The following is a 24,035-nucleotide window of genomic DNA, read 5'->3' as shown; positions in this document are numbered from 1 at the left end:
CGCATCCGCTGGGACCGGTCAGGCTTCCATGTCGTCGTGGGTGACGATGCGGATCAGCTCGACGCTGCCGTCGGGCTTCTGCCAGAAGTGCATCCGGCGCGCGGCCGGCGTGTTCTGCTCGATCGACACCCGCATGCAGCGGGCTCCGTCCCAGCGCAGCAGGTGCGGGTCCGCGGGTCCTGCGCCTTGGCGCAGGGCGTGCAGGTGCCGGCCCTGCAGGGTCTTGACGCGGCCGGTCAGCACGTCGACGGATGCCTTGAACGCCTTCGCGAGCTGGCCGTCGTCGAGCCCGCTCAGGGACTCCGCGAACCGGTCGGACAGCCCGTAGCTGTGCGGCAGCGGCCATTCCTCGCGGTCGGATTCCGGAACCCGGTCGACCCAGGCGAGGGCGATCTCGTGGCGGACCCAGCTGGTGGCATCCTCCCAGAGGGCGCGGCGGGTTTCGTATTCGCTGCTGGGGGCGGGGGCGACGACGGTCCGGCGGGACTCGCGCAGCATCCGCTTCTGGGTGCGCTGCTCGTCGCGGAGCTCGGCGACGGTGTGGCGCAGGGTGCCTAGTTCGACGAGCGCGTCGCGGAGCTGCAGCTGGGCGGAACGGGCCTGCTCGCGCAGGCGGGCGAGGTCGGACTCTGTGCTTCCGGCCTCGACGAGTTGCGCCTCGAGCCGGGTGATCTTCGCCTTCGCCTCGGCGAGGGAGAGCTGGGTCGACTGCAGAGCGGACACCGACGTCGGTGCGCACGGCGCCGGGGTCGGGCCGACCCGGAACGGGATCGCGCCGGCGGTCGCGGGCGTCGGCCGGCGCACGGCGTGCACGCGGCCGGGTCCGGGGAACGGGCGCGGCAGGGTCGGACGGGGAGTGGCGAAGTCGGCGGGCGATGGCCGCATGGCGCCGGCACCGGCATCGGCATCGGCATCAGCCGGACCGGTCTCGCCGTGCAGGTCGTCCGCGGCAAGGCCGGCGCCGGCCGCACGGGCGAAGCCGGCCAGCCCCGTTGCGGACATGGCCGGGTCGAAGACGAGGTCGTCTGCCCCTGCGGTCTCGTCGTCCTCGACGAGCGCGAGCAGCGGGCGGTTCTCGCGCAGCCACGGCGGCCCGTTGAGCACGGCGGCGAGCGGAGGCAACACCGGCTCGTCGTCGTCGACGTCGCTGAGCACGAGGTGCAGGGCGCCGCTCGGCAGGTGCATGACCCGCGCGGCGACGACGTCGCCTTCGGAGAGGAGCGTGTCGACGAGGTCGCGCGGGTTGGCCGAGATGTCGGCGCGGGTGATGGTGAAGGTGAGGTGCGGGTGCAGGGCGAGCACGGCCTTCTGCGCGCTGACCTTCTGCACCAGCGCAAGGGTGACGCTGCCGTGCGGGTACCGCTCGGCGATCACCTCGGTGGTCGGCGGCTTGAGCTCGACGTTCAGCCGGTGGGTCGGGGCGTCGAGGGCGCCCTGGATGCGCTGGCCCGGAGAGAGGGTCCAGTCCAGCGGAACCGGCGGGTAGGTGAGTTCCTGCCAGATGGTCGCCATGCCGCCGCCGTCGAGTTCGACGAGGGCGCGGGAACCGTGCAGCATGAAGCCCTTGACGGTTCCGGTGACGGTGATGACGGATGCCGGGGCGAGCGCGAAGAGACCCGCGTGGTGGGCGTGCGCGAGGGCATCCGTGACGAGCTGGTCGGTCGCGTGCTGAGGATCGCCGTGGGTGAAGCGCAGCCGGGACCTGGCCAGGTCGGCGAAGGGGTTCGGCCCGGTGGGGTACGAGCGGCCGGCGCTGCCGTAGACCTGGAACTGGGCCGGGAGCAGGTCGCCGAGCTGCCGGGTGAGTTCGCCGGTCTGCACCAGGAACACGCGCGCGACGTCGCCGATCTGGGTGGCGAGCTGGTCGATGCCGATCTCGGGGACGGCCGTTCCGAACGGCGAGGAGACGACGACCCAGGGTCGATCACGGGCAGGGTCGTGAAGGCCGATCGCAAGCTGCTGCACCGCGGAGCTGGTCTCAACGCGGGTATACACGGCTGTCTCCTCCCCGGGCCCGTGGATAGGCCGTGGGAATAAGGCTACGCCAGTATTCTAGGCGGATTGCTCCATTCGTTAAGTTACAGGGTGTATATGAAGCATTGTGTGCGAGTTGCCTACCCGGGACTCACGCTATGACGCAGGATGCACCTCAGACGGGGGCGGCGGCGCTTCCGGGCCGGTCACCGCCGGTTTCGCAGGTTGCGGAGTCAGCGACCGGCTCCGGGGAAAGCCCCGACCAGGGCGATTCCGAGGTTCGCGGCCAGATAGACGAAGACCCCGAGACCGACGACGACTTCGAGGGGGGCGAGGACGAGGCGCTGGAGCCTCGCCGAGCGCATCTGGTTGTCGAGCACGGTGAACCGCTCCATCAGGCCTTCTCCCGCGCCGACCGGCACGGTTTCGGCCCAGCTCGCGGGGTTGTCGAGCAGCGCGATCACTTCGAAGCGTTCGAGGGGCGCGAGGACGCGCGGCAGGGCAGTGAGCCACGACACGAGGTCGGCGGCGTCGAGCACGGTGACCGCGTTCGACGGGCCGTCGTGGACGACGCCCTTCGGCCCGACGAACGCGAGCACCGGGTGGATCGGGACGGTGAAGCCGAGGTACGCCCGCAGGAGCGTGTCGATGCGCTCGCCCTCGAAGGCGGCGTGTTCGAGGTAGGGCACCGCGCGGTCCCCGACGGTGACGGCCTCGCCGGCCACCCGCACCGGCAGGCCGCGGTGCTGCTTGGTGTTGATGGTGACGACGCCGCAGGGGCCGACGACGACATGGTCGATGTCCCAGCCGTTCACCCCGACGGGAAGCCCGTGGAAGACCGCCCACTCCGGCGGCAGCTGGGCGAGGAGGGCGCCGACGGCGAGTTCGCCCTGCGCGCCGCGGTACCAGCCGAGGGCATTGCCGCCGAGCGGGGACCGGCCGAGGAAGCGGGCGAGACGGGTGCGGCGCGGGTGGGCGCCCTGTTGGCGGAGCAGTTTGTCGATGATGGCCTGGGCGGCGAACCGGCGGCGCATGCCCTCGTTTTCGACGCGGCCGTCGCCGATACTGTCCGGATCGATTGTGCTTTTTCCGACCATGTGATTGCTCCCCCGGATTGATCCTAGCGAGCCGGGGCATCCGCTGCCCCACCCCGTTTGTGCTGACGCCCCTGGCCGCTCTACTCGTGCTTCTGGACGAAGTCGATGGCGAGGTCGGCGACCTCCTCCCAGCCGTGGTCGATCGTGAGCGAGTGGCCGCGGTTCGGCACCTCGACGATCTCGGTCAGCCCCGGGTTCTTCTTCTGCTGCTTGTAGATCGCGTGCGAGATCGCGAGCGGCACGGTGTTGTCGTCCTCCCCGGCGATGATGAGCAGCGGCCCGCGCTCGGGGTTCTTCGTGTCGACCCGCGCTTCGGTGAACGGGTTCAGGTTCGCCGTCGCAGCCTGGAACAGCGGCACCCCCGACGCGGCCACGTGATAGGTGTCGTAGAGGGCGCGGGCCTCGTCGGTGTCGAGGGCGTTGGCCCAGCCGAAGCTGAACTGCTCGAAGGTGAGCGAGACGGCCCGCCCGGCGTTCGCCGGGTTGAGCAGCACCGGCGACGCCGATTTGAGGGCGGATGCCGGCAGCGGCAACACGCCGCGGAACGGTGCGGAGTCGATCGCGACGGTGACGTCGGAGGCGCCCTCACCGGCCAGGCGCTGGGCGATCAGGCCGCCGAAGGAATGCCCGACGATCGCGGGCATGATCTGGAGGTCGTTGATGGCGTCGAGGTAGTGGTCGGTGACCTGGGCGATCATCTTGTGGGCGAACACCTCGGGGTCCCGCTTGGCTTCCTCGATGCTCTCGGGGTCGTCGGGCCAGCCGGGGGCGATGGTCGTGTAGCCGGCGGCCTCGAAGCGGCCGCGCCAGCGGTCCCAGCTGCTCGAGAGCAGCCATAGCCCGTGCACGAAAACGACCGGACGCCGCCCTGATTCGTTCGCCCGTTCGACCTCGGCTCGTTCCGGTGCGGTCAGTGCGTCCATATCGGCTCCGTTTCGGGTTCTGGCCTGCTCGACCGGCGGCCGCCGGTCACCTGGGCACGATAACCGCACCCGTCCCCCTCGTCTAGGCCGTCGGCATCCGTGGGCGCGTCGGGCAGCGGATGCGGCCTGCCCGGCGATCGGACCGGCGTTCAGGCCGGAAGGCGGCGGCGATCAGTGGCGGCGGGAGATCAGGATGCGGAGGACGAGAACGAGAACGGTCATGGGCACGAACACGATCAGGAGTCGCTGGGCGAGCCCGCCGAGGTTCGCGGACGTGTCAGACCCGGGCGGGGTGCCGGTGAGGCCGAATTGCAGGAGCAGCACGCCGACGACTCCGAGTGCCACCGCGACGAGGACGGTGAGCAGCAGTGGGTGAAGGTCGATCTCTGCGCGGTCACGTCGTCGGACGACCCAGAGCCGGATGACCTCGTACAGCACAAGGGACACCGCAAACGGCAGGACAACGCTCAGGAGCACGACCGCGAAATATGCCGCGAAGACCACGAGCGGTTCAGCGGGCAGGTCGTACAGCCGGTCGGCGGCGGGCGCGGTCAGCGCGGGTGTGGTCACGGCGATCTCGGTCACTGTGGACGTCCAGTTCACGTGACTCCCCGTGCCGGGCCTCGAACGGCTCGGCGCTCCCAACGTAGCAAGCGCGCCGGTTTTCGGCGTCCCCCAGATCGGGAGCCACAGGAGCACTGGGCCCGCACCGACGGGAGCGCCGACCCGCAGCCCCGTGAGGTGTCGTATGTCGACCTCCGCGGTGTTCAGGAACCTCGATCTGCGACACCTCAGGGTCGGGAACGCGAGGATGTGCGCCACCTCAGCGGTGGGAACAGGAGATCGGGGGCACACTGGAGGAATGGTTCGCAAACAAGCGGTGGTGCGCGGGATCGTGCAGGCCGTGGGGTTCCGGTACTACGCGCAGGCCGAAGCGCGGCGCCTCGGCCTCGCGGGATTCGTGCGCAACCACAGGGATGGCTCGGTCGAGGTGCAGGTGGAGGGGCCGGCAGCATCCGTCGACCGGATGCTCGACTGGCTGCGACGCGGGCCGCCCTCTGCGCAGGTCGACACCGTGCACGTCGAGGACCTGCCGGACCGTGGGGACGACGGCTTCCGGATCGAGTGACCTGCCCGCTGGCGTAGCGTTGAGGCATGTGCGCGCGTGCAGATCGTCCCGCCCGCACCGACGACCCGGCCGGGTCGCTCGCCGCGGTTCTCCTGGCGCGCCCGGGCTCACCCCGACGCCCCCTGAGCCGCACCGCGCGGCGCTCCCCGAACCTCTCCCCCGGTCGCTTCCCCCGGCGGCGGGTCATCGGGATCGGCCGGCTCGTGCTCGCCGGCGCCGAAGTGCTCGCGTTGCTCGGGTACTTCGGCTACATCTTGGGTTTCAAGAGCTTCATCGTCTACAACTACTTCAGCTATTTCACCGTGCAGAGCGCCATCGCCGCGGTCGGGGTCTTCATCGCCGCCGGGATCATCGCCCTGCGTCGGGAGGTCGACCCGCCCTGGCTCGACTGGATCCGGCTGCTCGTGACGACCTACATGATCGTCTCGGGCATCGTGTTCCTCGCGATCGTGATCCAGTCCTCGTCGCGGGCGTACACGATGGAGGTGCCGTGGTCGACGCAGCTGCTGCACTTCTGGATCCCCGGGATCGCCCTCGTCGACTGGCTCACCGACACCGGCAAGGCCCGGCTGCCGTGGACGACGCTCGCCTGGGTCATGCTCGTGCCGAGCATCTGGGGCGCGTTCACCCTGATCCGGGGCGCCCTGGTGCGCTGGTATCCGTACTTCTTCCTCGACCCGAAGCAGGTCAGCGGCCCGCTCGAGACGGTGCTCTACTGCGTGGTCGCCGTCGCGCTCTTCACCGGGATCGCGGCCATGCTGACCTGGTCTTCCCGCGGCTGGCGGGGCCTCAAGCCCCCGCTCCCGCCCCTCCCGGCGCGGGACGAGCATGAGCCCGGAACTGGCTAGAGCGGAATGAAGGTGTATTCGACGGTGAGGTGTTCGCTGCGGCAGGCTCCGCAGTAGAGCACGCCGGAGTGCTGCATGGCGACGACCCGCGGGGAGCACTGCACGACCTTCGGGCCGCAGCACGGCGAGATGACCATGTACGCCCCCGGCGCGGTCGGATGGTGGCCGCTCAGGCCGCGGCCATGGTGGGAACCCTCGCAGGCGAGGTCGGAGTCGAAGTCGAGCAGGCTGTCCAGCTCTTGGTCCAGAAGGGTTTCCATGGGGCACGATCAATCACGCGGTCAAGCAGGGGAATTGCAGTCGCGACTGTGGTCGGGGCACCGGAGCCGCGACCGCGCTCGGGTGGCCGACGGCACGAAATGTGTACATTGCTGGGTGTGACCACCGCTGTACGCAACCCATCCGAGTGGCGGCCATCGGCAACGTCAACCCGGAAACGACTAAACCTTGGGGAGCTGCACAACGGCGGACCGCACCTGCATGAAGCCCCGGCTCGCTCCGGGAATCTTCAGCGACTAGACATTGGGCATAGCTTACACCGTTTACTGAGAAATGCTCGGGATTGACTTTCTGGGTTTGATCCCGGCCCTTCTGCGGCCGGTGCTACGCGGCGGGGGTCGGGGTGGGGGTCGGCGTCGGGGGCACGTAGAAGGGGGTGAGCCCGCGCAGCGCGGCGGCGAGTACCGTGGCGTCGTCGGCCCCGGCGAGCCTGAGCGCCGTGTCCCCGGCGACGAGTCCAACCAGCACCGGCTCTCCGGTGAGCGGCATCATGTTGATCCAGACCCGGAAGTCCTCGTCCCCGCCGACGGTGGTCCACAGCGGGGCCGCGGTACTCCAGAACGGTTCGTCGAACTGCAGCCAGACCTTGTCGAGGGTTCCCATGCCGAGGTCGGCGATCGCGCCGCGATGCGCGAACGGCAGTGCGGGGTCGAATTCGAGCACCCCGGACTTGAGCACCCCGAGCGGAACCGTGACGATGACCCGGTCGGCGGAAAGCGACTCCCCCGTGCCGAGGCGCAGGCTCACCCCGGTGTCCCGGTATGCAAGTTTGGTGACGACGCTCGAGTCGAGCAGGTCGATCCCCTCGGCCGCCTTGGTGAGCAGGCCGGCATATCCGCCGAGCACGATCCGCTCGTCGTCCGCGCCGGCGTCCGCGCTCGTGTACCAGCCCGACTGGTGGTCGACGGATGCGCCGGCGTCGATATCGAGAACGGTCGCGACCCGGAACGCGAGCCAGTCGGCCTCGGAAACGCCGCCACCGGCATCCGTTGTGGACAGCTTGCTCGCTCCGGAGCCGTCGAGCGCCGACTGCACGGACATGTCGCTGGCCTGCTGCGTGGCCCAGGCGAGGGCGGTTGCGACGGCCTTCTGGCCGGTGTCGGGCACGGCGACGACGGTTCCGGCGTCGGTGCGGGTCTCGCTCGCGCTCGGGAAGGGCGCGGTCGCGATGCCGAGGCGGGTGAACTCCTCGTCGAGAGAGGTGGTGCCGCTGTGGCTCACGAAGGAGGGGCCGAGCTCGATCGGGAACGGCCAGTTCTTGTCGCTGACGGTGTCGATGCGGCCGCCGATGCGGTCGCGGGCCTCGACGAGGACCACCTCGAACCCGGCGTCCTTGAGGAACCGCGCGGCGCTGAGCCCGGCGATGCCCGCCCCGATCACGGCGATGCGTTCGCCGGGCGCCGCGGCGGCGATGACCTCGCGGGCCGCGCGGAGGCCGGTGTCGCGGCCGCCCTGCACGGTTCCCGGCGCGTCGGGCGAGGTCGCCTCACCGGCGAAGAAGACCCGGTCGAGCACGGGCTGGGCGAGCGCGGTGCGCTGCTCCGGCGTGGAGTCGACGGCGGCGAAGCTGTACGAGCCGCGGGCGAAGGGGTCGGCCGACCACGAGGTGCGGCGCATCTGCGCGGGTTTCGGCACGGGCGAGACGGTCGGCGTCGGTTCGGGGGTCGGCGTGGCGGTGGCGGATGCGCTCGGCCGCGGGGCCGGGGACACGCACGCGGTGAGAACGAGGGCCGAGAGACCCGTGACTCCTCCGATGAGGAAGGTGCGACGTTTCATGGCATTCCGCGCGTCGGGTGTCATCCAGATCCTCCTCCCCGAACGAATCCGGTACCTTCCAAACTACCGCAGGGGCCGGTTCCGGCGGTCGTGCGCCACCGCCGCGCCGGTTTCGGCAGGCCGCTCCCGCCGTTCCGGGCGCGGCTTGCCGAAACCGGCGCGGGCACGAGCGAGGGCTGCGGAAACCGGCGCGGGCGAGTCGGGCGGGGTCAGGCGCGCAGTTCGGGCGGGAGCAGAAAACCGTCGTCGAGGAGCTCGCGCACTCGCGGCAGGAGTTCGGCGGTGAGGTCGCGCTCGGAGACCTCGAGCAGCTCGGCGAGCGCGCCGGAGATCGCGCCGACGGCGAGTTCACCGTCGCACGCGCCGACGAGCGCGGCGAGCGCGGTGTCGAGCGACACCGACCGCCCGAATCCGCCGCCCTGGTGCAGGGTGAGCAGGGTCGGGTCCTCCTGGCCGGGCCAGAAGTGCCGTTCCTCAGTGACGTCGGAGGCAACGGTCAGGGTCGCGTAGACCAGGTCGTCATCCGGGAGGGCCGCGTGCCAGTCGTGGGCGGCGAGGCAGGCCGCGAGGTGGCTGCCGATTCCGTCGGGGTTGTGGCCGAGTCCGCCGTGCAGGCGTTCGAGGCGCCGCAGGGCGGGGATGGGCGCGGGCCGGTCGGCGTCCGGGCGGCGGAGGAGCAGGTAGCCGAAGCCGACCTGCGTCACGCCGCGGGCCGCGAAGTCGTCGAGCCAGGCGTCGTAGAGGCGGTCGAAGTCGGCCGTGCCCGGCCGGGTGCCGCCGTCACGGATCCACGTCTCGGCGTAGAGCTCGGGTGACTGCACCTCGCGCTCGATGATCCAGGCGTCGAGCGCGGTGGATGCCGCGGCACCGGAGACCGCACGGGCCAGGTCATCCCGGCCCGGGGCATCCGCTGACGCTGGCCCTGTCGCCGCGGACCCTGCCGCCGCGGACCCGGTCTCCGCACCCGACTCGGGCTCGAGCCAGCCGGCGAGGCGGTCGAAGGCGTCCTGGCCGGCGCGGTACTCCCAGTTGCCGAGGAGCTGGGCGACGCCGTTGGGGGTGAGGTGCGCCGCGGCGCCGCGCACGACGGACTCGACGAGGGCGTCGCCGACGAGGCCGCCGTCGCGGTACTCGTAGCTCGGCACGCCCTCGGCGCGGGGTGTGATCACGAAGGGCGGGTTGGAGATGATGTGGTCGAAGCGCTCCCCCGCGACGGGCTCGAACAGGCTGCCAAGCCGGAACTCGATGTTCGTCACGCCGTTGAGCGCGGCGTTGAGGGCCGCGAGCTCGAGCGCACGCACGGAGATGTCGGTCGCGACGACGCGACGCGCGTGGCGGGAGGCATGCAGGGCCTGGATTCCGCAGCCGGTGCCGAGGTCGAGCGCGGTGTCGACCGGGTTCGGCAGCAGCAGCCCGCTCAGGGTGAGGGATGCCCCGCCGACGCCGAGCACATGGCTCTCGCCGAGCGCGTGGCCGAGTACGAGTTCGCCCAGGTCGGAGGTGATCCACCAGCTGCCGGCGCCGTGGGCGTCCACGAAGCTGTACGGGCGGAGTTCGGCGAGCGGGCGGAGCAGGGCGTTCTCGCCGGCATCGTCGTCATCGCCGGCATTGGCAGCGGCGTCGTCGTCATCGCCGACCGGGTGGACGAGCCCGAGTGTGACGGCACCGGCCGCCCCGAGGTTCGGGAGGGCCTTCGACAGTGCGCCACGGGTGACCGGGAGTCCGAGCACGAAGAGCTGCGCGAGGGTCGCCGAGGGTTCGTCGCGACCGAGCCTGGCGCGGAGGGCCGCGAGTGCCCGCAGGGCGGGAACCCGCTGGTTGCGGCGGAGTGCGGCATCCGCTTCGGGGCCCCAGAGTCCGCTCAGCGTCGCAACGGAGTAGTTCGCGGCCTCGAGGTCCGCCCGGAGGAGGGGGATGAGGACGAGGCTCTGGGCGGGGAGGGCGGCGGGTTTCGGTGCAGGGGTCACTCCCCCATTCAACTGCACGGCGCGGTTCGTCTGGGTTCCGTGGCTCACCGGCGCCGCACGGTCATCGGCGCTGTGCCCGTCAGCGTCGCTCCTCCGCCACGCTGTTGCCCCCGTCGACGACGATCGTCTGGCCGGTGACGTACGACGCGCCGGGTGAAGCCAGCCACGCAATGGCGGATGCGACCTCAGCGGCCGCTCCGCTGCGTCCGGCCGGGACGAGGGCGCCTTCGGTGGCCTCGCTCGGCAGCTGGGAACCGGTCTCGATCCAGCCGGGAGCAACCGCGTTCGCGGTGATGCCGAGCCAGGCCTCGTCCACGGCGAGCGCGCGCGTCAGGCCGGCGAGGCCCGCCTTGGCCGTTGCGTATGCGAGGTCGCCGCGGGCCGCCATTACCGGGCCGGTCACGCTCGAGACGGTGACGATGCGCCCCCAGCCTGTCTCCCGCATGAACTCGATCACGGTGCGGGTGGCATGGAAGGCGGTCGAGAGGTTGATCGCGAGGCTCCGCTCCCACTCGTCGGCCGGGGTGCTGGTGATATCGCCCTGCAGCATCTCGGCGTCCCCGACGGCGATCATGCCGGCGTTGTTCACCAGGATCGTGGGGGTCAGCCGGGACGCGGCAAGCCCGGCGGCGAGCACGGCGGCACCGGCCTCCGTGTCGAGGGTGCACACGATACCCGTCGCCGGGATTCCGAGACGGACGAGTTCGCGGGCGCGGTCGTGGGCGCGCTCCGTCGTGGCGGTGACCACGACCCGGGCGCCAAGCTCGCCCAGCATCCGTGCGGCGGCGAAGCCGATGCCGCTCGGACTGCCCGCCCCGGTGATGAGGGCGGTGCGGCCGCTGAGGTTCCAGGCAGCGGGGATGCCGGTCGGCATAACCGTGGGGAGGGGCGGGTCGGCGATCGGCAAGGTCATGGCGTCATGCTAGCGCCGAGGTGAATGCCCGGCGATGTGTGCGGCCGGATCGGATTGAGTTGCGGACAAAACACGTTTCCCGGCCGCGCGAAGGTGGTGAGGCCGCTCCTCAGCGCGAGACCTCGTCGACGAGGGCGTTCGCGGGCACCGAATCCCGGGGAATGGCCTCGAACTGCCGGGTGATGAGCCGCGGCGTGACCATTCGGTAGCGCGGCGACGCGGAATCGGGCGCGTGGGACACCTGGCCCTCGAACTCGCCGGTGAGCAGTTCGAGCACGCCCGCGGCGACCTCGTCGACGGGCTGGTCCACGCTCGAGAGCCCGATCGCCGCCGCGATGGGTGTGTTGTCATAGCCGGTGACCGACACCCGGGCGGGGTTGGCGATCATCGCCCCGAGCGCGAGCGCATCGCTCGCACACAGCACCGCGTCGATGCCGCCGGCCGTGCGGGCGAGCTGCCGCATGGCCGCGGCGCCCTGGTCGACCCCGTCGGTCGTGACCACCTCGAGGCGGGCGAGCTCCTCCGCGGAGACATCGCCCCGCTCGAGCATGGCCTCGTGCCAGCCGCGGCGGCGGTCGTCGCCCGTTCCGGACGGGCTCGGCCAGCCGAGGTAGGCGATGCGACGCGCGCCCGCGTCCTGCTGGGCCCGGGTCGCGGCGTAGAGGCCGGCGTGACCGTCGACGTCGACCCAGAGGTGGCTCGGGTCGGTGAAATCGTTCTCCTGCCAGGGTCGGCCGAAGGTCACGAAGGCGATGTCGTGCTCGAGCAGCCACGCGGTGCGCGGGTCGTCGGCGGTCGTCGACGTCAGAACGAAACCGTCGACATCCGCCCCGTCGTTCAGGCGGCGGAACTGGTCGATCTCATCCTCGGGGCTCGTCGCCGTGAACAGCAGCACCCTCAACCCGCGGGCGTCGGCCTGCTCGGTGAGGGCGTGCAGGAACCGGTCGAGCACCGAACCGGAGATGCCGTCGATCATCGGGTCCAGGCGGATGCCGATCGTCGAGCTGCGCCGGGTGCGCAGCCGCCTGGCCGAGGCGTGCGGGCGGTAGCCGAGCGCGGTGATGGCCGCCTCAACCCGGGCGCGCGTGTCGGCCTTCACGATTCCCGGGGTGTTCATCACATTGGAGACGGTCTGCCGGGAGACCCCGGCCACGCGTGCCACGTCGGTCACGGTGGGGAACTCCCCCATGATGTCTCCCTCCCGGTCGTACCACGAGCACGGCTTCGTGGGTGGAACGATAAAAACAGACTAGCGCGTCCCTTTGTTCCCCAAATTAGATCGATCAAATAAAAAGTTTGATCGATCAAATAAAACCGGCTATCGTCGTTCTCACACAAGCAAACGCGCACTGCGGCGCGACTTTAGGAGAAGAAAATGCAACGACGCACTTCCCGTTGGATGATCGGGGCCGGCCTGACCATGGCCGGAGCGCTTGCCCTCACGGGCTGCAGCTCGAGCTTCGGCGGCACCACGTCCGGCTCGACCGGCTCGGCCGGGGACCTCACCAGCGACTCGAGCAAGAGCCTCACCGTCCTGATCGGTTCGAGCGGCGACGCCGAGACGAAGGCCGTCAACGCGGCCGTCGCATCCTGGTCGTCCTCGAGCGGCACGAAGGCCACGGTCTCCGTCGCGAGCGACCTCAACCAGCAGCTCGCCCAGGGCTTCGCGGCCAAGAAGCCGGCCGACGTGTTCTACCTGTCGACGGATGCCCTCGCCGGCTACGCGTCGAACGGTTCCCTGCTCGCCTACGGCGACAGCCTCGCCAACAAGGACGACTTCTACCCGAGCCTCGTGAAGTCGTTCACCTACGACGGCCAGTTCTACTGCGCGCCGAAGGACTTCTCCACGCTGGGCCTCGTGATCAACACGGATGCCTGGGCGAAGGCCGGACTCACCGACGCCGACATCCCCACGACCTGGGACCAGCTCGAAACCGTGGCCAAGAAGCTGACCACACCCGACCAGGTCGGCCTGGCCATCGGCGGCGAATACGCCCGCGCCGGCGCCTTCATGGCGCAGGCCGGCGGCAACCTCATGAACGAGGACAGCTCGAAGGCCACCGCGAACAGCGCAGAGGCCGTCGCCGGTCTCACCGAGGTCAAGAAGCTCCTGAACGACGGCGTGCTGAAGTACGCCAAGGACGTCGGAGCAGGCTGGGGCGGCGAGGCATTCGGCAAGCAGCTCTCGGCCATGACGATCGAGGGCAACTGGATCACCGGCGCCATGTCCAGTGACTACCCGAGTGTGAAGTACACGATCGCCGAACTGCCCGCCGGCCCCGCCGGCAAGGGCACCATGCAGTTCACCAACTGCTGGGGCATCGCCACGGACAGCCCCAACCAAGCCGCAGCTCTCAAGCTCGTCGAGCAGCTGACCAGCAAGGACTCCCAGCTGGCCTTCTCCACGGCCTTCGGCCCGATGCCGTCGATCAAGTCCGCCGCATCCGACTGGAAGGCCGCCAACCCGGTGCTCGTCCCGTTCCTGAACGGTGCTGACTACGCCGTCGGCACGCCCACCGCGAAGGGCGCAGCGGATGTCGTGACCGAGCTGAACTCCAAGCTCGAGTCCCTCAAGACGGGCGATCCCCAGCAGATCCTCGACGCCGCCCAGAAAAACCTCGAAGCGCTGCTGAAGTAGTTCGACATGTCGAAGCCCGCACGCACGTCTCGCCGCTCCGGAATCCGGGGCGGCGAGGCCGCCTCGGGGTGGCTCTTCACCGCCCCGATGATCATCCTGCTCGGGATGTTCCTCGTCATCCCGGTGCTCATGGCACTCTGGGTCAGCTTCTCCGACTGGGGCGGCCGCGGCAGCCCCTTCGGCGGCAACGTGAAGTTCGTCGGCTTTGACAATTACTCCACCCTCCTGAGCGGGGGCAGCCTGGCCGAACAGGACTTCGGCACGGCGCTGCGCAACAACGCGTGGTACGTCGTGCTCGTCGTCCCGATCCAGACCGCCCTCTCCCTCCTGCTCGCCGTGCTCGTCAACCGGCAGATCCTCCGCGGCCGCGGCTTCTTCCGCACCTCGTTCTACTTTCCCTCGGTGACGAGCTCGGTGGCGATCACCGTGCTCTGGCTGTTCCTGTTCAGTTCGACCGGCGCCGTCAACAAGCTGCTCTCGTTCATCGGCATCACCGGGCCGAACTGGTTCAACGACCCGAGCGGCATCCTGCACAACTTCCTGCAGCTCTTCGGCGTGACCCAGGGCCCCGCCGCGCTCACGGACGGATCCTTCCTCGGCGTCTCCTGGTGGGACTGGCTCGCGGGCCCCTCCGTCGCCATGACGGCCTTCATCCTGATGGCCGTGTTCACCACGAGCGGCACGTTCATGCTGCTCTTCATCGCGGCGCTGCAGAACCTCAGCGGCGAGGTCACCGAGGCCGCGATGATGGACGGCGCCAACGGCTGGCAGCGATTCTGGAAGGTCACCCTCCCCCAGCTGCGCCCGACGCTGTTCACCGTGCTCACCCTCGGCCTCATCGGCAGCTGGCAGGTCTTCGACCAGATCTACACCGGCACCAAGGGTGCACCCGGCAAGACCACCCTCACTCCCGCCTTCCTGTCCTACCAGTCGGCGTTCAACAACCAGGAATGGGGCCAGGGCGCCGCGATCGCGTTCATCCTGTTCGTGATCATCGTGTTCTTCACCCTCTTCCAGCGCTGGGTGCTGCGGGAACGCTCCGTCTCGAACCGGCGGATGCGACCGTACCTGTCGGTCGCGAACGGTGCGACCGCGAACGTCGTCGCCGCATCCGCCCTCACCGGGGCAGGCTCCGGATCCCCCGGCACCGACCCGCCCGGTTCCGGTTCCGACCCCGATTCCCACGCGCCCGACACGACCGGAGGCACCCGATGACCGCCACGGTCTCGACGAAGACACCCACCCCGCCGTCGCCCTCGCGTCGGCTGCGCTCACTGAGCAGGCCGCAGCTGCCCACCCGCGCCGTCGCGGGCCGCTCGCTGATGTACGCGATCCTCACCGTGCTCGCGATCATCTACATCGCGCCGTTCCTGGTGCAGGTCGCGACCTCGTTCAAGACGGATGTCGAGGCGGCGAGCAATCCCATCTCGCTGATCCCGCAGACCTGGTCCACCGCGGCATACGAGAAGCTGTTCCTCAACTCCGACTTCCCGGTCTGGTTCAAGAACTCCGCCATCGTCACGATCTTCGTCACCCTCGGGCGGGTGTTCTTCAACTCGCTCGCCGGCTACGCACTCGCCCGGTTGCAGTTCCGCGGCCGGACGGTCATCTTCGCCGGCCTGATCGCCGTGATGAGCGTTCCCGGCGTCGTGCTCCTGATCCCGAAGTTCCTCGTGATCAACCAGATCGGCATCTACGACACCTACGTCGGGATGATCGTGCCGCTCCTCACCGACGCCGCCGGGGTCTTCATCATGAAGAACTTCTTCGAATCGATCCCCGCGAGCGTCGAGGAACAGGCCCGCATCGACGGCGCAGGCACCTTCCGGGTGTTCTGGTCGATCGTGCTGCCGATGGCGCGGCCCGCACTGATCACGATCGTCATCCTGTCATTCCAGGGATCGTGGAACGAGCTCTCGCACTTCATCGTGGCGACCCAGTCGCCCGCGCTGACCACGCTCACCAAGGGCGTCGCGTCGCTCGCCTCCGGGGAGCTCAGCCAGGGCACCCAGTACCCGCTCAAACTCGCCGCCGCGGCGATCATGACCATCCCGGTCGCGGTGATGTTCTTCATCTTCCAGAAACGGATCATGAACACCACCGACGGCGCCGTCAAGGAGTAAGTCCCGGCCGGCCGGCCCACCTTCCCCGTCCCCCTGTGGACATCCGCTTCAATCCAGGAGTCGTTCCTTCCTCATGCTCTCCCAGTCCCTCATCTCGACGCCCGTGCCCATTCAGCCCGCCGGCGACCACCCGGTCCAGCCGCTGCTCCACGATTCGACCATCGTCCTCGCCGCACCCACGCAGGCGTGGTCACGTCCCGACGGGCGCACCGAACTGCCGATCCACGGCCTGTACCACGCGGACACCCGCGTGCTCTCGGGCTGGGACGTCTCGGTCGGCGGGGCACCCGGCGAGGCGATCGCGCAGGCCGGGCGCGGTTCGGGCGAAGTGACCTTCACGTCGCTGCTGCGGCACCTCGACGACGCCACCGCCGACCCTCGGCTGCGGCTCGAGGTGACGCGCACCGTGAGCGCCGGGCGGATGCGGGAACGCATCACGATCCGTTCCGGCCTGGGCCACCCGGTCTCGACCACGATCGCGCTGCGGGTCCACCCCGACTTCTCGGACATGCAGACGGTCAAGGCGGGGCTTGCCGACCCCGAGAGCAGACGCGCCTTCCCGGCTGCGGACCTGCCGGAGACGCCCGTCGTCGACCTCGAGACCGTGGCCGACGGCATCCGCCTGTCGACGCCGAGCGTGACGGCCGTGCTGCGGTTCGGCAGCGACGCGACGCTCGCCCAGACCCCCGCGTCGGCCGCCGGCGGGGCGCACCGGGCCGGGGCGGATGCCGCCGCACCGATCGTCGCGGCGAGCTGGGCGGTCGAGGTGCCCGCGCACGGCACCGCGACCGTGGAGTGGGCCGTCGACATCGAGCACTCGGCAACCGTGGTCCAGGCGGCCGGCGGCCTGCCCGAGTGGGACGGCGTGACCGTGCACTCCGGCGACGCCCGGCTCGGCCGCTGGGTGCAGCGCGCCCTCGACGACCTCTCCGGGCTGCGGATGGCGACGACGGCGCAGCCCGATGAGCCCTTCCTCGCCGCGGGGGCGCCGTGGTTCTTCACCCTGTTCGGGCGTGACTCGCTGTGGGCGGCGCGGTTCCTGCTGCCGCTCGGCACGGACATCGCCGGCTCGACACTGCGCTTGCTCGCGAGCCTGCAGGGCACCGTCTCCGACCCCGAAACGGCCGAGCAGCCGGGCAAGATCATGCACGAGCTGCGGCCTGCCGCGTTCTCGATGCCCGGCGAGAGCCTGAACCTGCCGCCGCTCTACTACGGCACGGTCGACGCGACACCGCTCTGGATCTGCCTGCTGAACGACGCCTGGCACTGGGGCCTGCCCGGAGCCGAGGTCGAGGCCCTGCTGCCCCACCTCGAGGCGGCCCTCGCCTGGATGCGCGACTCCGGCGACAGCCACGACGACGGGTTCCTCTCCTACGTCGACGAGACCGGCCACGGCCTCGCCAACCAGGGCTGGAAGGACTCCGGCGACTCGATCCAGTGGCGCGACGGCACCCTCGCCGAGGGGCCGATCGCGCTCTGCGAGGTGCAGGCATACGCCTACCAGGCGGCGATCGGCGGCGCCGAGCTGCTCGAGGCCTTCGGTCGCCCCGGCGCGGCCGAGTGGCGCGAGTGGGCCGCTGCGCTGCAGGACCGATTCCGGGCATCCTTCTGGATCGACTCGCCCTCCGGCCGGTATCCCGCGGTCGCGCTCGACGCGCACAAGCGCCCGGTCGACACCGTCACGAGCAACATCGGCCACCTGCTCGGCACTGGACTGCTGAACGAGGAGGAATCGGCACTCGTTGCCGCCCGGCTCGTCTCGCCCGAACTCAACTCCGGGTTCGGCCTGCGGACGATGTCGACCGACTCGACCGGATACTGGCCGCTGAGCTACCACGGCGGCTCGGTCTGGACCCATGACACCGCGATCGCGATCAACGGGCTCGGGCGCGCCGGATTCGGCGCCGAGGCCGGCATCCTGATCGACGGGCTGCTCGCGGCCGCCGAATCCTTCGGCTACCGGATGCCGGAGCTCCACTCCGGGGACTCCTCGACGGACGTGTCGGCGCCGGTGCCGTACCCCGCGGCGTGCCGCCCGCAGGCCTGGTCTGCGGCCGCGGCGATCTCCGTGCTCGGGACCGTGCTCGGCCTCGCGCCCGACCGGGAGACCGGGTTGGTCACCTCGACCCCGATCACCCCGGCCCTCCTCGGCCAGGTCACGATCCTCCCCCGCCAGCCCCGGGCCTAACTCCTGCAGATTCCGGCCGGCTCCGGCGGCTGCCGCGGAATTCCGCGCCAGCCGCCGGCCGGCCGCGGAATGTGCCGGAGTTATGCGTCGTCCTGCGGGCTGGGTGGTGCGGGCTCGGGTGGGGTGAAGCGGGCTGGGTGGGCTGAAGGGTGCGGGGCTAGAGCCAGCGCATGGTGAAGGCACTCGCGAGCACGCCACTCGCCGGCGGCACGGCGAGGGTGCGCGCGAGACCGTTGCGCAGCCGCAAACGTAGGCCCGTGGCCGGCCGACCCATCATCATGTTGAAGCCGGCCTGGCGGGCCGCCATCCGGGCGCTGCGGCGGCGGTGGCGGTCGTAGTCCTCGAGCACGGATGCGGCAGCATCCGGTTCGGCGATGGCACGCGCGAGTGCCGGGGCGAGTTGGAGTCCGTCGAGCCAGCCCAGGTTCATGCCCTGGCCGCCGATTGGGCTGATCTGGTGCGCGGCGTCGCCGACGAGGACGATCCGTCCGCTGACGAGACGTTCGGCCAGCCGCTGCTGCACCGAGAACGCGCTCACCGCCGCCCCGGACGAGGGCAGAACCACGCCCGTGCGGGACTGGACGATCGCGGCGAGGTCGCGGCTGGAGGCATCCGGTTGCAGGGACGACGTCATGGCGACCCAGCGCCGCCGCCCGCCGGGGAGCGGGAACGACTCGACGACGCCGCCGCGCTCGAAGTACAGCACCGCATGCTCGGCCGCGGGGTCGGTGGCCGCGGGGTCGATGGCCACGGTGTCAGTGGCCACGGGGTCGGTAGCCGCGGGGCCAGCCGCCGGATCGCCCACCGAGTCGGCCGCGGTGTCAGCCGCCGGATCGCCCGCCGAGTCGGCCGCGGGGCCGTCACCAACCGGCGCGGACTCCCCCGCCAAACCGAGATCGCCCGCCGGGTAGTCGCTCATCAGGTAGGTGTCGCCGCCGCCGCGCTCGATCCCGCGGATACCCGCGAGTGCGCGAACCATGCTGCGGGCGCCGTCCGCGGCCACAACGTAGCGGGCCTCGAGAACGGTCCGTGCAACACCGGACTCTCCCGCCGATCCGGGATCCTCCCCGGCGTCACTGTGTGCCGGGGGCGTTCCGGTGTGCTCGACCTCGACCTCGACGCGGTCGCCGCGGTCCCGCACTCCCGTGACCGTGACGCCCGAGCGGTACCGGCCGGGGCTGAGCTCGTCGAACCGGGCGCGCAGCAGCGCCTCGGTCTCGTACTGGGGCAGCGAGACGACGAACGGATGCCGCCCGGCCGCCTCGCGGAACGTCAGGCGGCCCAGGGCACGCCCGTCGCAGCGCACCTCGCCGCCGCGGATCCGGACGGCGCGTTCGACGACGGCGTCGGCGAGACCGAGCTCGTCGAGGGCGCGCATCGACGGCGGGTGGATGCCGATGGCTCGCGACCGTCGCGACGGTTCTGCACGCCGCTCGAGCACCTCGACGTCGAGGCCGCGCACCGCGAGGAGCCCCGCGAGCAGGATCCCGACGGGACCCCCGCCGACCACGATCACGTCCCGCATCCGCTGCCCGTCGCCACCCGCAGCGCCCGCCGCACCCGTAGCGCGCGCCGCATCCGCCGCGCCCGCCGTCACGACGGCCGGCGAGGGTTCCCGTTCCGGTCGAGAGTTCCCGGCGGAGGGGCCACTCTCGACCGGAACGGCAGCTCTCGGGACGCGCGCCATCTGCGCAGCTGCGCGCCAGGCACGCCTGGCGCGAAGCGGCGGAAGTGGCGCGTCGCCCGTCACATAGCCGGCACCCTTGGCGCGAAGCGGCGCAAGTGGCGCGTCGCCCGTGACCCACGCGGAACGCCGGGCGCGCGACGGCGCACTGGGCGCGCTCGGGCCGTCCCAGCGCAGCAGCAGGCGCGACGGATGCTCGCGCACCACCTCCCAGCCCGGAGGCACGACCGCGCGCAGTTCCGGTGCGGTGAAGCTACGGCGGATCGAGGTGAGGCCGTCCGCGCGGATGTAGGAGTCGCGGAAGAGCGGCCAGGTGCCGAGGCCGAAGCCGAGGTAGGCGAAGGTGCTGCGTTCGATGTCCCCGAGCAGGACCCGGCCGCCGGGCGCCGCGAGCCGTTCGCAGTCGGCGAGCAGGCCGCCGAACTGGGCGCCGGTCAGGTGGTGCAGCACGTGGTTGGAGACCACGAAATCGAAGCGCGCGCCCGCATCGGCGAGATCGGAACTGAGCGCCCGCCGGAACTGAAGCCGGGGCAGTGCCGGCCGGGCGGTTGCGAAGCGGTGGGCACGGGCATCCGGGTCGATCGCGGTCACCGTGAGGAGCAGGCCGTCGCGGGTCGCCCAGCGGGCGAGGGCCGTGGCGACGTCGCCGCCGCCCGAGCCGATGTCGAGCAGCGTGCTCTCCCGGCTCGTCGAGAGGAACGGTCGAATCTCGCGGCGATAGACCCCGCGCCAGCCCGACACCGCGGCATTCACGAAGCGGAAGTAGCCGTAGGTGCGATCGAGCGCATCGGGATCGCAGTCGGGATCGTCCATGAGCTCGACCGCGTCGGTCGCCCGTCGGCGAAGGAACGGCAACGCAGGCAACACCGGCACTCGCGCGAGCCGCGTCAGCCGCGCACCACGGTCATCAGGCCGGACTCAACCGTGAGCCCCGGCCCGAAGGCCATGGCGCAGAGCCGCTCGCCGTCCGCCGTGTCCGGAGCGTCCAGGATCGCCTTCAACACGAACAGGATCGTCGCGCTGCTCATGTTGCCGTAATCCCGCAGGGTCTCCCGGGACGGCACGAGCTGCGCTTCGCTCAGCCCGAGCTTGGCCTCGGTCTTGTCGAGAATGCTGCGCCCGCCCGGGTGGATCGCCCAGTGCGCGATCGCCGTGCTCAGGTTCAGGGCAGGCACCGTCGCCGGTTCCGTCGTCGCGGCGGCCAGGCCAGTTGCGAGTTCAGCGGTGGGGTCGGTCACGGGCGTTCGCTGAGCGGATGCCCCGAGCGCGACCACGGGGGCGGCGAGCGTGGCGACCGACCCGGCTGCGGCATCCGTTTCGAACCCCGGCGCCGCCGAGCCACCCGCGGAACCCGCCCCGCTGAGCACGCCAGGCTCCGCGGGCGAACCCTGCACGGCCAGCAGTCCCGCCAGCTCGGCGAGCTCGGTCGCCTCGGCCAGTTCCGTTGACGCGGCCAGGTCCGCCAGGTGCGTCGCCTCGGCAACCTCGGCGAGCACCTCGACCGCGTCGGTGAATTCCTCGATCGGCATGGACGCGCCGAGCGCAGCGACGGCCGCCGCGAGCCCGGGGTCCTTCGCGAAGAGCGGAGCGAGCGCGCCCTCGATGTGCTGGTCGATGATGTGCGGAACGTAGCTGCTGAGCACCATCTCGAAGCCCTCGTCGCCGATCTTCCAGGCCATGTCACCCTCGCCGACCGGGGTGATCACGGTCTCGAACAGGTCCAGGTTGAGAGCGGCCTCGCCCGGTGCCGGGGCGCGCGAGCTGACGATTCCCGCGGCCGCACCGTCCGAGAACAGCGAGGACGCGACGATCGTGTCCGGGTCGTCCGAGGTGCGGAGGTGCAGCGAGCAGAGCTCGGCGCTCACGACGAGCACGACGGCATTCGGGTCGGCTTCGACGAACTGCTTCGCGGTGCGCAGCGCGGGCATCGAGGCGTAGCAACCCATGAAGCCGAGGTGATACCTCTGGGTCGTGGGCTTGAGTCCCAATTCCCGCACGAGCATATAGTCGGGGCCCGGCGCGTAGAAGCCGGTGCACGAGACCGTCACGACGTGGGTCACGTCCGCTGCCTCGATGCCGGGGCACGCGGCGAGTGCGCGGCGCCCGGCCTCGACGAACAGTTTCGTCGCCTCGGTGATGTACAGCTCGTTCCGCACCCGGGTGCTCGGCACCAGGAGGGTCTGCGTCGCCGCGTCGAAGAACAGGGGATCGGCGGCGTCCGAGTCGAGAGTCAGCTCCTCGATCACGGTGTGACGCCGTTCGATTCCCGAGAGGTTGAACGATGCGGTCACGAGCCTTTTCGCCAGCCTGCTCAGGCCGGGTTGGGACGCGAAAACGTCGCGCACCTGCTCCTGGATCAGCACGGTGGATGGGACAACGGTCTGCAACGCTCGAAGAGTGACGGACATAGCCCCCAGTGTTACACGCGGCCCTGCGAGGCACACCCCCCATTTTCCCGGGCGCGTTCGCGAGCGCGGGCGACGGCGAGCGGATGCCCGCACGCTTGAAACTGGACGCTGGCAGTGAATCCGCTGGGCACGGTTCCGAGCCGCGCAGTGGTGCCTAGGCTGGAATATGGCGTGGGACAACGAGGACGCGCGTCGCCAACCGCGGGCCGCGCGCCCGCCGATCCCAGGGAGTCCCGTGGCCACGACCGTCGCCGACCAGATCATCGCCCAGCTCATCGAAGCCGGCGTTCGCCGCATCTACGGCATCGTCGGCGACAGCCTCAACCCGATCGTCGACGCCGTCCGGCGCAGCGGCGGATCGGCCAAGGGCGGCATCGACTGGGTGCACGTGCGCAACGAAGAGGCCGCGGCGTTCGCGGCCGGCGCCGAGGCCCAGCTCACCGGCGAACTCGCCGTCTGTGCCGGCAGCTGCGGACCGGGAAACCTGCACCTGATCAACGGCCTCTACGACGCCCACCGTTCGGGAGCTCCCGTGCTCGCGATCGCGAGCCACATCCCGAGCGCCCAGATCGGCAGTTCCTTCTTCCAGGAGACCCACCCCGACCGCCTCTTCGTCGAGTGCTCCAACTACTGCGAACTCGTCAGCTCCGCCGGCCAGGCCCCGCGCGTCGTGAGCATGGCCATGCGTCACGCGATCGGCCTCGGCGGCGTCGCCGTGGTCACCCTCCCGGGGGACATCGCCGAGCTGCCCGCGGTCGGCACGGCCCCGACGATCACCCTGACCAAGCCCGGCACGCTCGTGCCCTCTCCCGCCGACGTGCAGCGCCTCGCCGACGCCATCAACAACGCCCGCCAGATCGCGATCTTCGCCGGGATCGGCGTCGCCGGCGCCCACGACGAGGTCGTCGCCTTCGCCGACCTGCTCGCCGCGCCGATGGGACATTCCCTCCGCGGCAAGGAGTGGATCCAGTACGACAACCCCTTCGACGTCGGCATGACCGGCCTCATCGGCTACGGCGCCGCCCACGACGGCATGCACGACGCCGACCTGCTCATCCTGCTCGGCACCGACTTCCCGTATTCGCAATTCCTGCCCGACGGCACGGATGTCGTCATCGCGCAGGTGGACATCCGTGCGGAACACATCGGCCGGCGCACCAACGTCACCGTTCCGGTGCACGGGGACGTCGCCGCGACACTCGCCGCGGTCACCCCGCTGATCACCCGCACCGCCGACCGCCGGTTCCTCGAGAAGACCCTCAAGCACCACGAGCAGCTCATGCACAAGGTCGACGGCAACCCGCGCAACGTCGAGAAGCGCACGCCGATCCACCCCGAGTACGCCGCCTCGATCCTCGACGAGGTCGCCGCCGACGACGCCGTCTTCATCGCGGACACCGGCATGTGCAACGTCTGGGCCGCCCGCTACATCAACCCGAACGGGCGCAGGCGGATGCTCGCCTCGCTCCTGCACGGATCGATGGCGAACGCGCTCCCCCAAGCGATCGGCGCCCAGGCCAGCCACCCGGGCCGCCAGGTCGTCACCCTGTCCGGCGACGGCGGGCTCTCGATGCTCCTCGGCGAGCTCGTCACGGTCGCCGCGCAGAACCTGCCGGTGAAGATCGTCGTATTCAACAACTCGACCCTCGGCATGGTCAAGCTCGAGATGCTCGTCGACGGCTACCCCGACTTCGGCGTCGATGTTCCGGCCGTCGACTATGCCGCCGTCGCGAACGCCCTCGGAATCTACGGCCAGCGGGTCGAGGATCCCGCCGACATCCGCGGCGCCCTGGAGCGCGCCTTCGAGCACAACGGGCCCGCCCTCGTCGACCTCGTCACCGACCCACTCGCCCTCAGCATGCCGCCGACGATCACCGGCGCGCAGGTGCGCGGCTTCGCGCTCGCCCTCTCCCGCGTCGTGCTCAATGGCGGCGTCGGCGAGGCCGTTCAGCTCGCCCGCACGAACATCCACAAGCTCTAGGCGCGCACGCGGGTCCCGTCGCGGAGGCGGAACCGTGGCCTGTTCGGTCTGGGTCGCGATCTCGGGCCCGGCGGGCGGATGCCGTTGCCCACGATGCGCGCCCGCGC

Annotated in this window: 18 protein-coding genes; 7 read left to right on the top strand and 11 right to left on the bottom strand. The window is 70.7% G+C overall.

Going from position 1 to position 24,035, the window contains the following annotated elements:
• Nucleotides 1–18: 18 nt before the first annotated feature.
• The 4 genes from MQH31_RS03410 to MQH31_RS03395 all read right to left on the bottom strand — a co-directional run bounded on the left by MQH31_RS03410 (nucleotide 19) and on the right by MQH31_RS03395 (nucleotide 4,597).
• Nucleotides 19–1,995: a protein bicaudal D homolog gene (locus tag MQH31_RS03410; protein WP_243010912.1), complete on the bottom strand. Its 1,977-nt coding sequence runs from the start codon at nucleotides 1,993–1,995 to the stop codon at nucleotides 19–21.
• Between the two features lie 212 nt (nucleotides 1,996–2,207).
• Nucleotides 2,208–3,071: a nuclease-related domain-containing protein gene (locus MQH31_RS03405; protein ID WP_243010911.1), complete on the bottom strand. Its 864-nt coding sequence runs from the start codon at nucleotides 3,069–3,071 to the stop codon at nucleotides 2,208–2,210.
• Between the two features lie 80 nt (nucleotides 3,072–3,151).
• A complete protein-coding gene (locus MQH31_RS03400; RefSeq protein WP_243010910.1) occupies nucleotides 3,152–3,994 on the bottom strand; it encodes an alpha/beta hydrolase in 843 nt (280 codons plus the stop codon).
• Nucleotides 3,995–4,165: 171 nt separating this feature from the next.
• Entirely contained in the window at nucleotides 4,166–4,597 is a 432-nt protein-coding gene (locus tag MQH31_RS03395; protein ID WP_243010909.1) for a hypothetical protein, read from the bottom strand.
• Between the two features lie 259 nt (nucleotides 4,598–4,856).
• Between MQH31_RS03395 and MQH31_RS03390 the strand changes: the two genes are divergently transcribed.
• Both MQH31_RS03390 and MQH31_RS03385 read left to right on the top strand, forming a co-directional pair.
• Nucleotides 4,857–5,123 (top strand): acylphosphatase, encoded by a 267-nt coding sequence (locus tag MQH31_RS03390; RefSeq protein ID WP_134535754.1) that lies wholly within the window; start codon nucleotides 4,857–4,859, stop codon nucleotides 5,121–5,123.
• A 26-nt stretch (nucleotides 5,124–5,149) separates the two neighbouring features.
• Nucleotides 5,150–5,971 (top strand): Pr6Pr family membrane protein, encoded by an 822-nt coding sequence (locus MQH31_RS03385; protein WP_243010908.1) that lies wholly within the window; start codon nucleotides 5,150–5,152, stop codon nucleotides 5,969–5,971.
• On the opposite strand, the gene MQH31_RS03380 is transcribed toward MQH31_RS03385, so the two are convergent.
• The 5 genes from MQH31_RS03380 to MQH31_RS03355 form a co-directional block, all read right to left on the bottom strand.
• The gene (locus tag MQH31_RS03380; protein WP_134535756.1) at nucleotides 5,968–6,231 is read right to left on the bottom strand and encodes a hypothetical protein; all 264 of its coding nucleotides are present in this window, start codon (nucleotides 6,229–6,231) and stop codon (nucleotides 5,968–5,970) included. The genes MQH31_RS03385 and MQH31_RS03380 overlap by 4 nt on opposite strands.
• Nucleotides 6,232–6,574: 343 nt before the next feature.
• Nucleotides 6,575–8,026, bottom strand: coding sequence for a flavin monoamine oxidase family protein (locus MQH31_RS03375; protein ID WP_279238321.1), 1,452 nt, complete (start codon nucleotides 8,024–8,026; stop codon nucleotides 6,575–6,577).
• Between the two features lie 209 nt (nucleotides 8,027–8,235).
• Nucleotides 8,236–9,993 carry a DUF7059 domain-containing protein gene (locus MQH31_RS03365; RefSeq protein ID WP_243010907.1) on the bottom strand — a complete coding sequence of 586 codons (1,758 nt, stop codon included), beginning with the start codon at nucleotides 9,991–9,993 and terminating at the stop codon, nucleotides 8,236–8,238.
• A 79-nt stretch (nucleotides 9,994–10,072) separates the two neighbouring features.
• Nucleotides 10,073–10,906, bottom strand: a complete 834-nt coding sequence (locus MQH31_RS03360; RefSeq protein WP_243010906.1) for an SDR family NAD(P)-dependent oxidoreductase — start codon at nucleotides 10,904–10,906, stop codon at nucleotides 10,073–10,075.
• A 109-nt stretch (nucleotides 10,907–11,015) separates the two neighbouring features.
• Complete coding sequence (locus tag MQH31_RS03355; RefSeq protein ID WP_243010905.1) at nucleotides 11,016–12,095, bottom strand: LacI family DNA-binding transcriptional regulator; 1,080 nt, start codon at nucleotides 12,093–12,095, stop codon at nucleotides 11,016–11,018.
• Nucleotides 12,096–12,281: 186 nt separating this feature from the next.
• Between MQH31_RS03355 and MQH31_RS03350 the strand changes: the two genes are divergently transcribed.
• From MQH31_RS03350 to MQH31_RS03335, 4 genes are all read left to right on the top strand, one after another.
• Nucleotides 12,282–13,544: a sugar ABC transporter substrate-binding protein gene (locus MQH31_RS03350; RefSeq protein WP_243010904.1), complete on the top strand. Its 1,263-nt coding sequence runs from the start codon at nucleotides 12,282–12,284 to the stop codon at nucleotides 13,542–13,544.
• A gap of 6 nt (nucleotides 13,545–13,550) precedes the next feature.
• Nucleotides 13,551–14,759 carry a carbohydrate ABC transporter permease gene (locus tag MQH31_RS03345; RefSeq protein ID WP_243010903.1) on the top strand — a complete coding sequence of 403 codons (1,209 nt, stop codon included), beginning with the start codon at nucleotides 13,551–13,553 and terminating at the stop codon, nucleotides 14,757–14,759.
• Nucleotides 14,756–15,667 carry a carbohydrate ABC transporter permease gene (locus MQH31_RS03340; RefSeq protein WP_372488099.1) on the top strand — a complete coding sequence of 304 codons (912 nt, stop codon included), beginning with the start codon at nucleotides 14,756–14,758 and terminating at the stop codon, nucleotides 15,665–15,667. Before MQH31_RS03345 ends, MQH31_RS03340 begins: the two co-directional genes overlap by 4 nt.
• Nucleotides 15,668–15,740: 73 nt before the next feature.
• Nucleotides 15,741–17,855: a glycogen debranching N-terminal domain-containing protein gene (locus tag MQH31_RS03335; protein ID WP_243010902.1), complete on the top strand. Its 2,115-nt coding sequence runs from the start codon at nucleotides 15,741–15,743 to the stop codon at nucleotides 17,853–17,855.
• 157 nt (nucleotides 17,856–18,012) lie between these two features.
• On the opposite strand, the gene MQH31_RS20820 is transcribed toward MQH31_RS03335, so the two are convergent.
• Together MQH31_RS20820 and MQH31_RS03320 are read right to left on the bottom strand one after the other, a co-directional pair.
• Nucleotides 18,013–20,406, bottom strand: coding sequence for an FAD-dependent monooxygenase (locus tag MQH31_RS20820; protein ID WP_308196436.1), 2,394 nt, complete (start codon nucleotides 20,404–20,406; stop codon nucleotides 18,013–18,015).
• Between the two features lie 20 nt (nucleotides 20,407–20,426).
• Complete coding sequence (locus MQH31_RS03320; RefSeq protein WP_243010901.1) at nucleotides 20,427–21,947, bottom strand: type III polyketide synthase; 1,521 nt, start codon at nucleotides 21,945–21,947, stop codon at nucleotides 20,427–20,429.
• Nucleotides 21,948–22,182: 235 nt separating this feature from the next.
• On the opposite strand from MQH31_RS03320, the gene MQH31_RS03315 reads away from it, so the two are divergent.
• On the top strand, nucleotides 22,183–23,928 hold the full coding sequence (locus tag MQH31_RS03315) for a pyruvate dehydrogenase (RefSeq protein WP_134535764.1): 1,746 nt from the start codon (nucleotides 22,183–22,185) through the stop codon (nucleotides 23,926–23,928).
• Nucleotides 23,929–24,035: the final 107 nt, after the last annotated feature.

The sequence above is a fragment of the Cryobacterium zhongshanensis genome (assembly GCF_022760445.1).
GTDB lineage: Bacteria > Actinomycetota > Actinomycetes > Actinomycetales > Microbacteriaceae > Cryobacterium > Cryobacterium algoricola.
The sequence above is the reverse complement of the archived record's forward strand: the minus strand, read 5'-3'. Positions and strand labels throughout refer to the sequence as shown.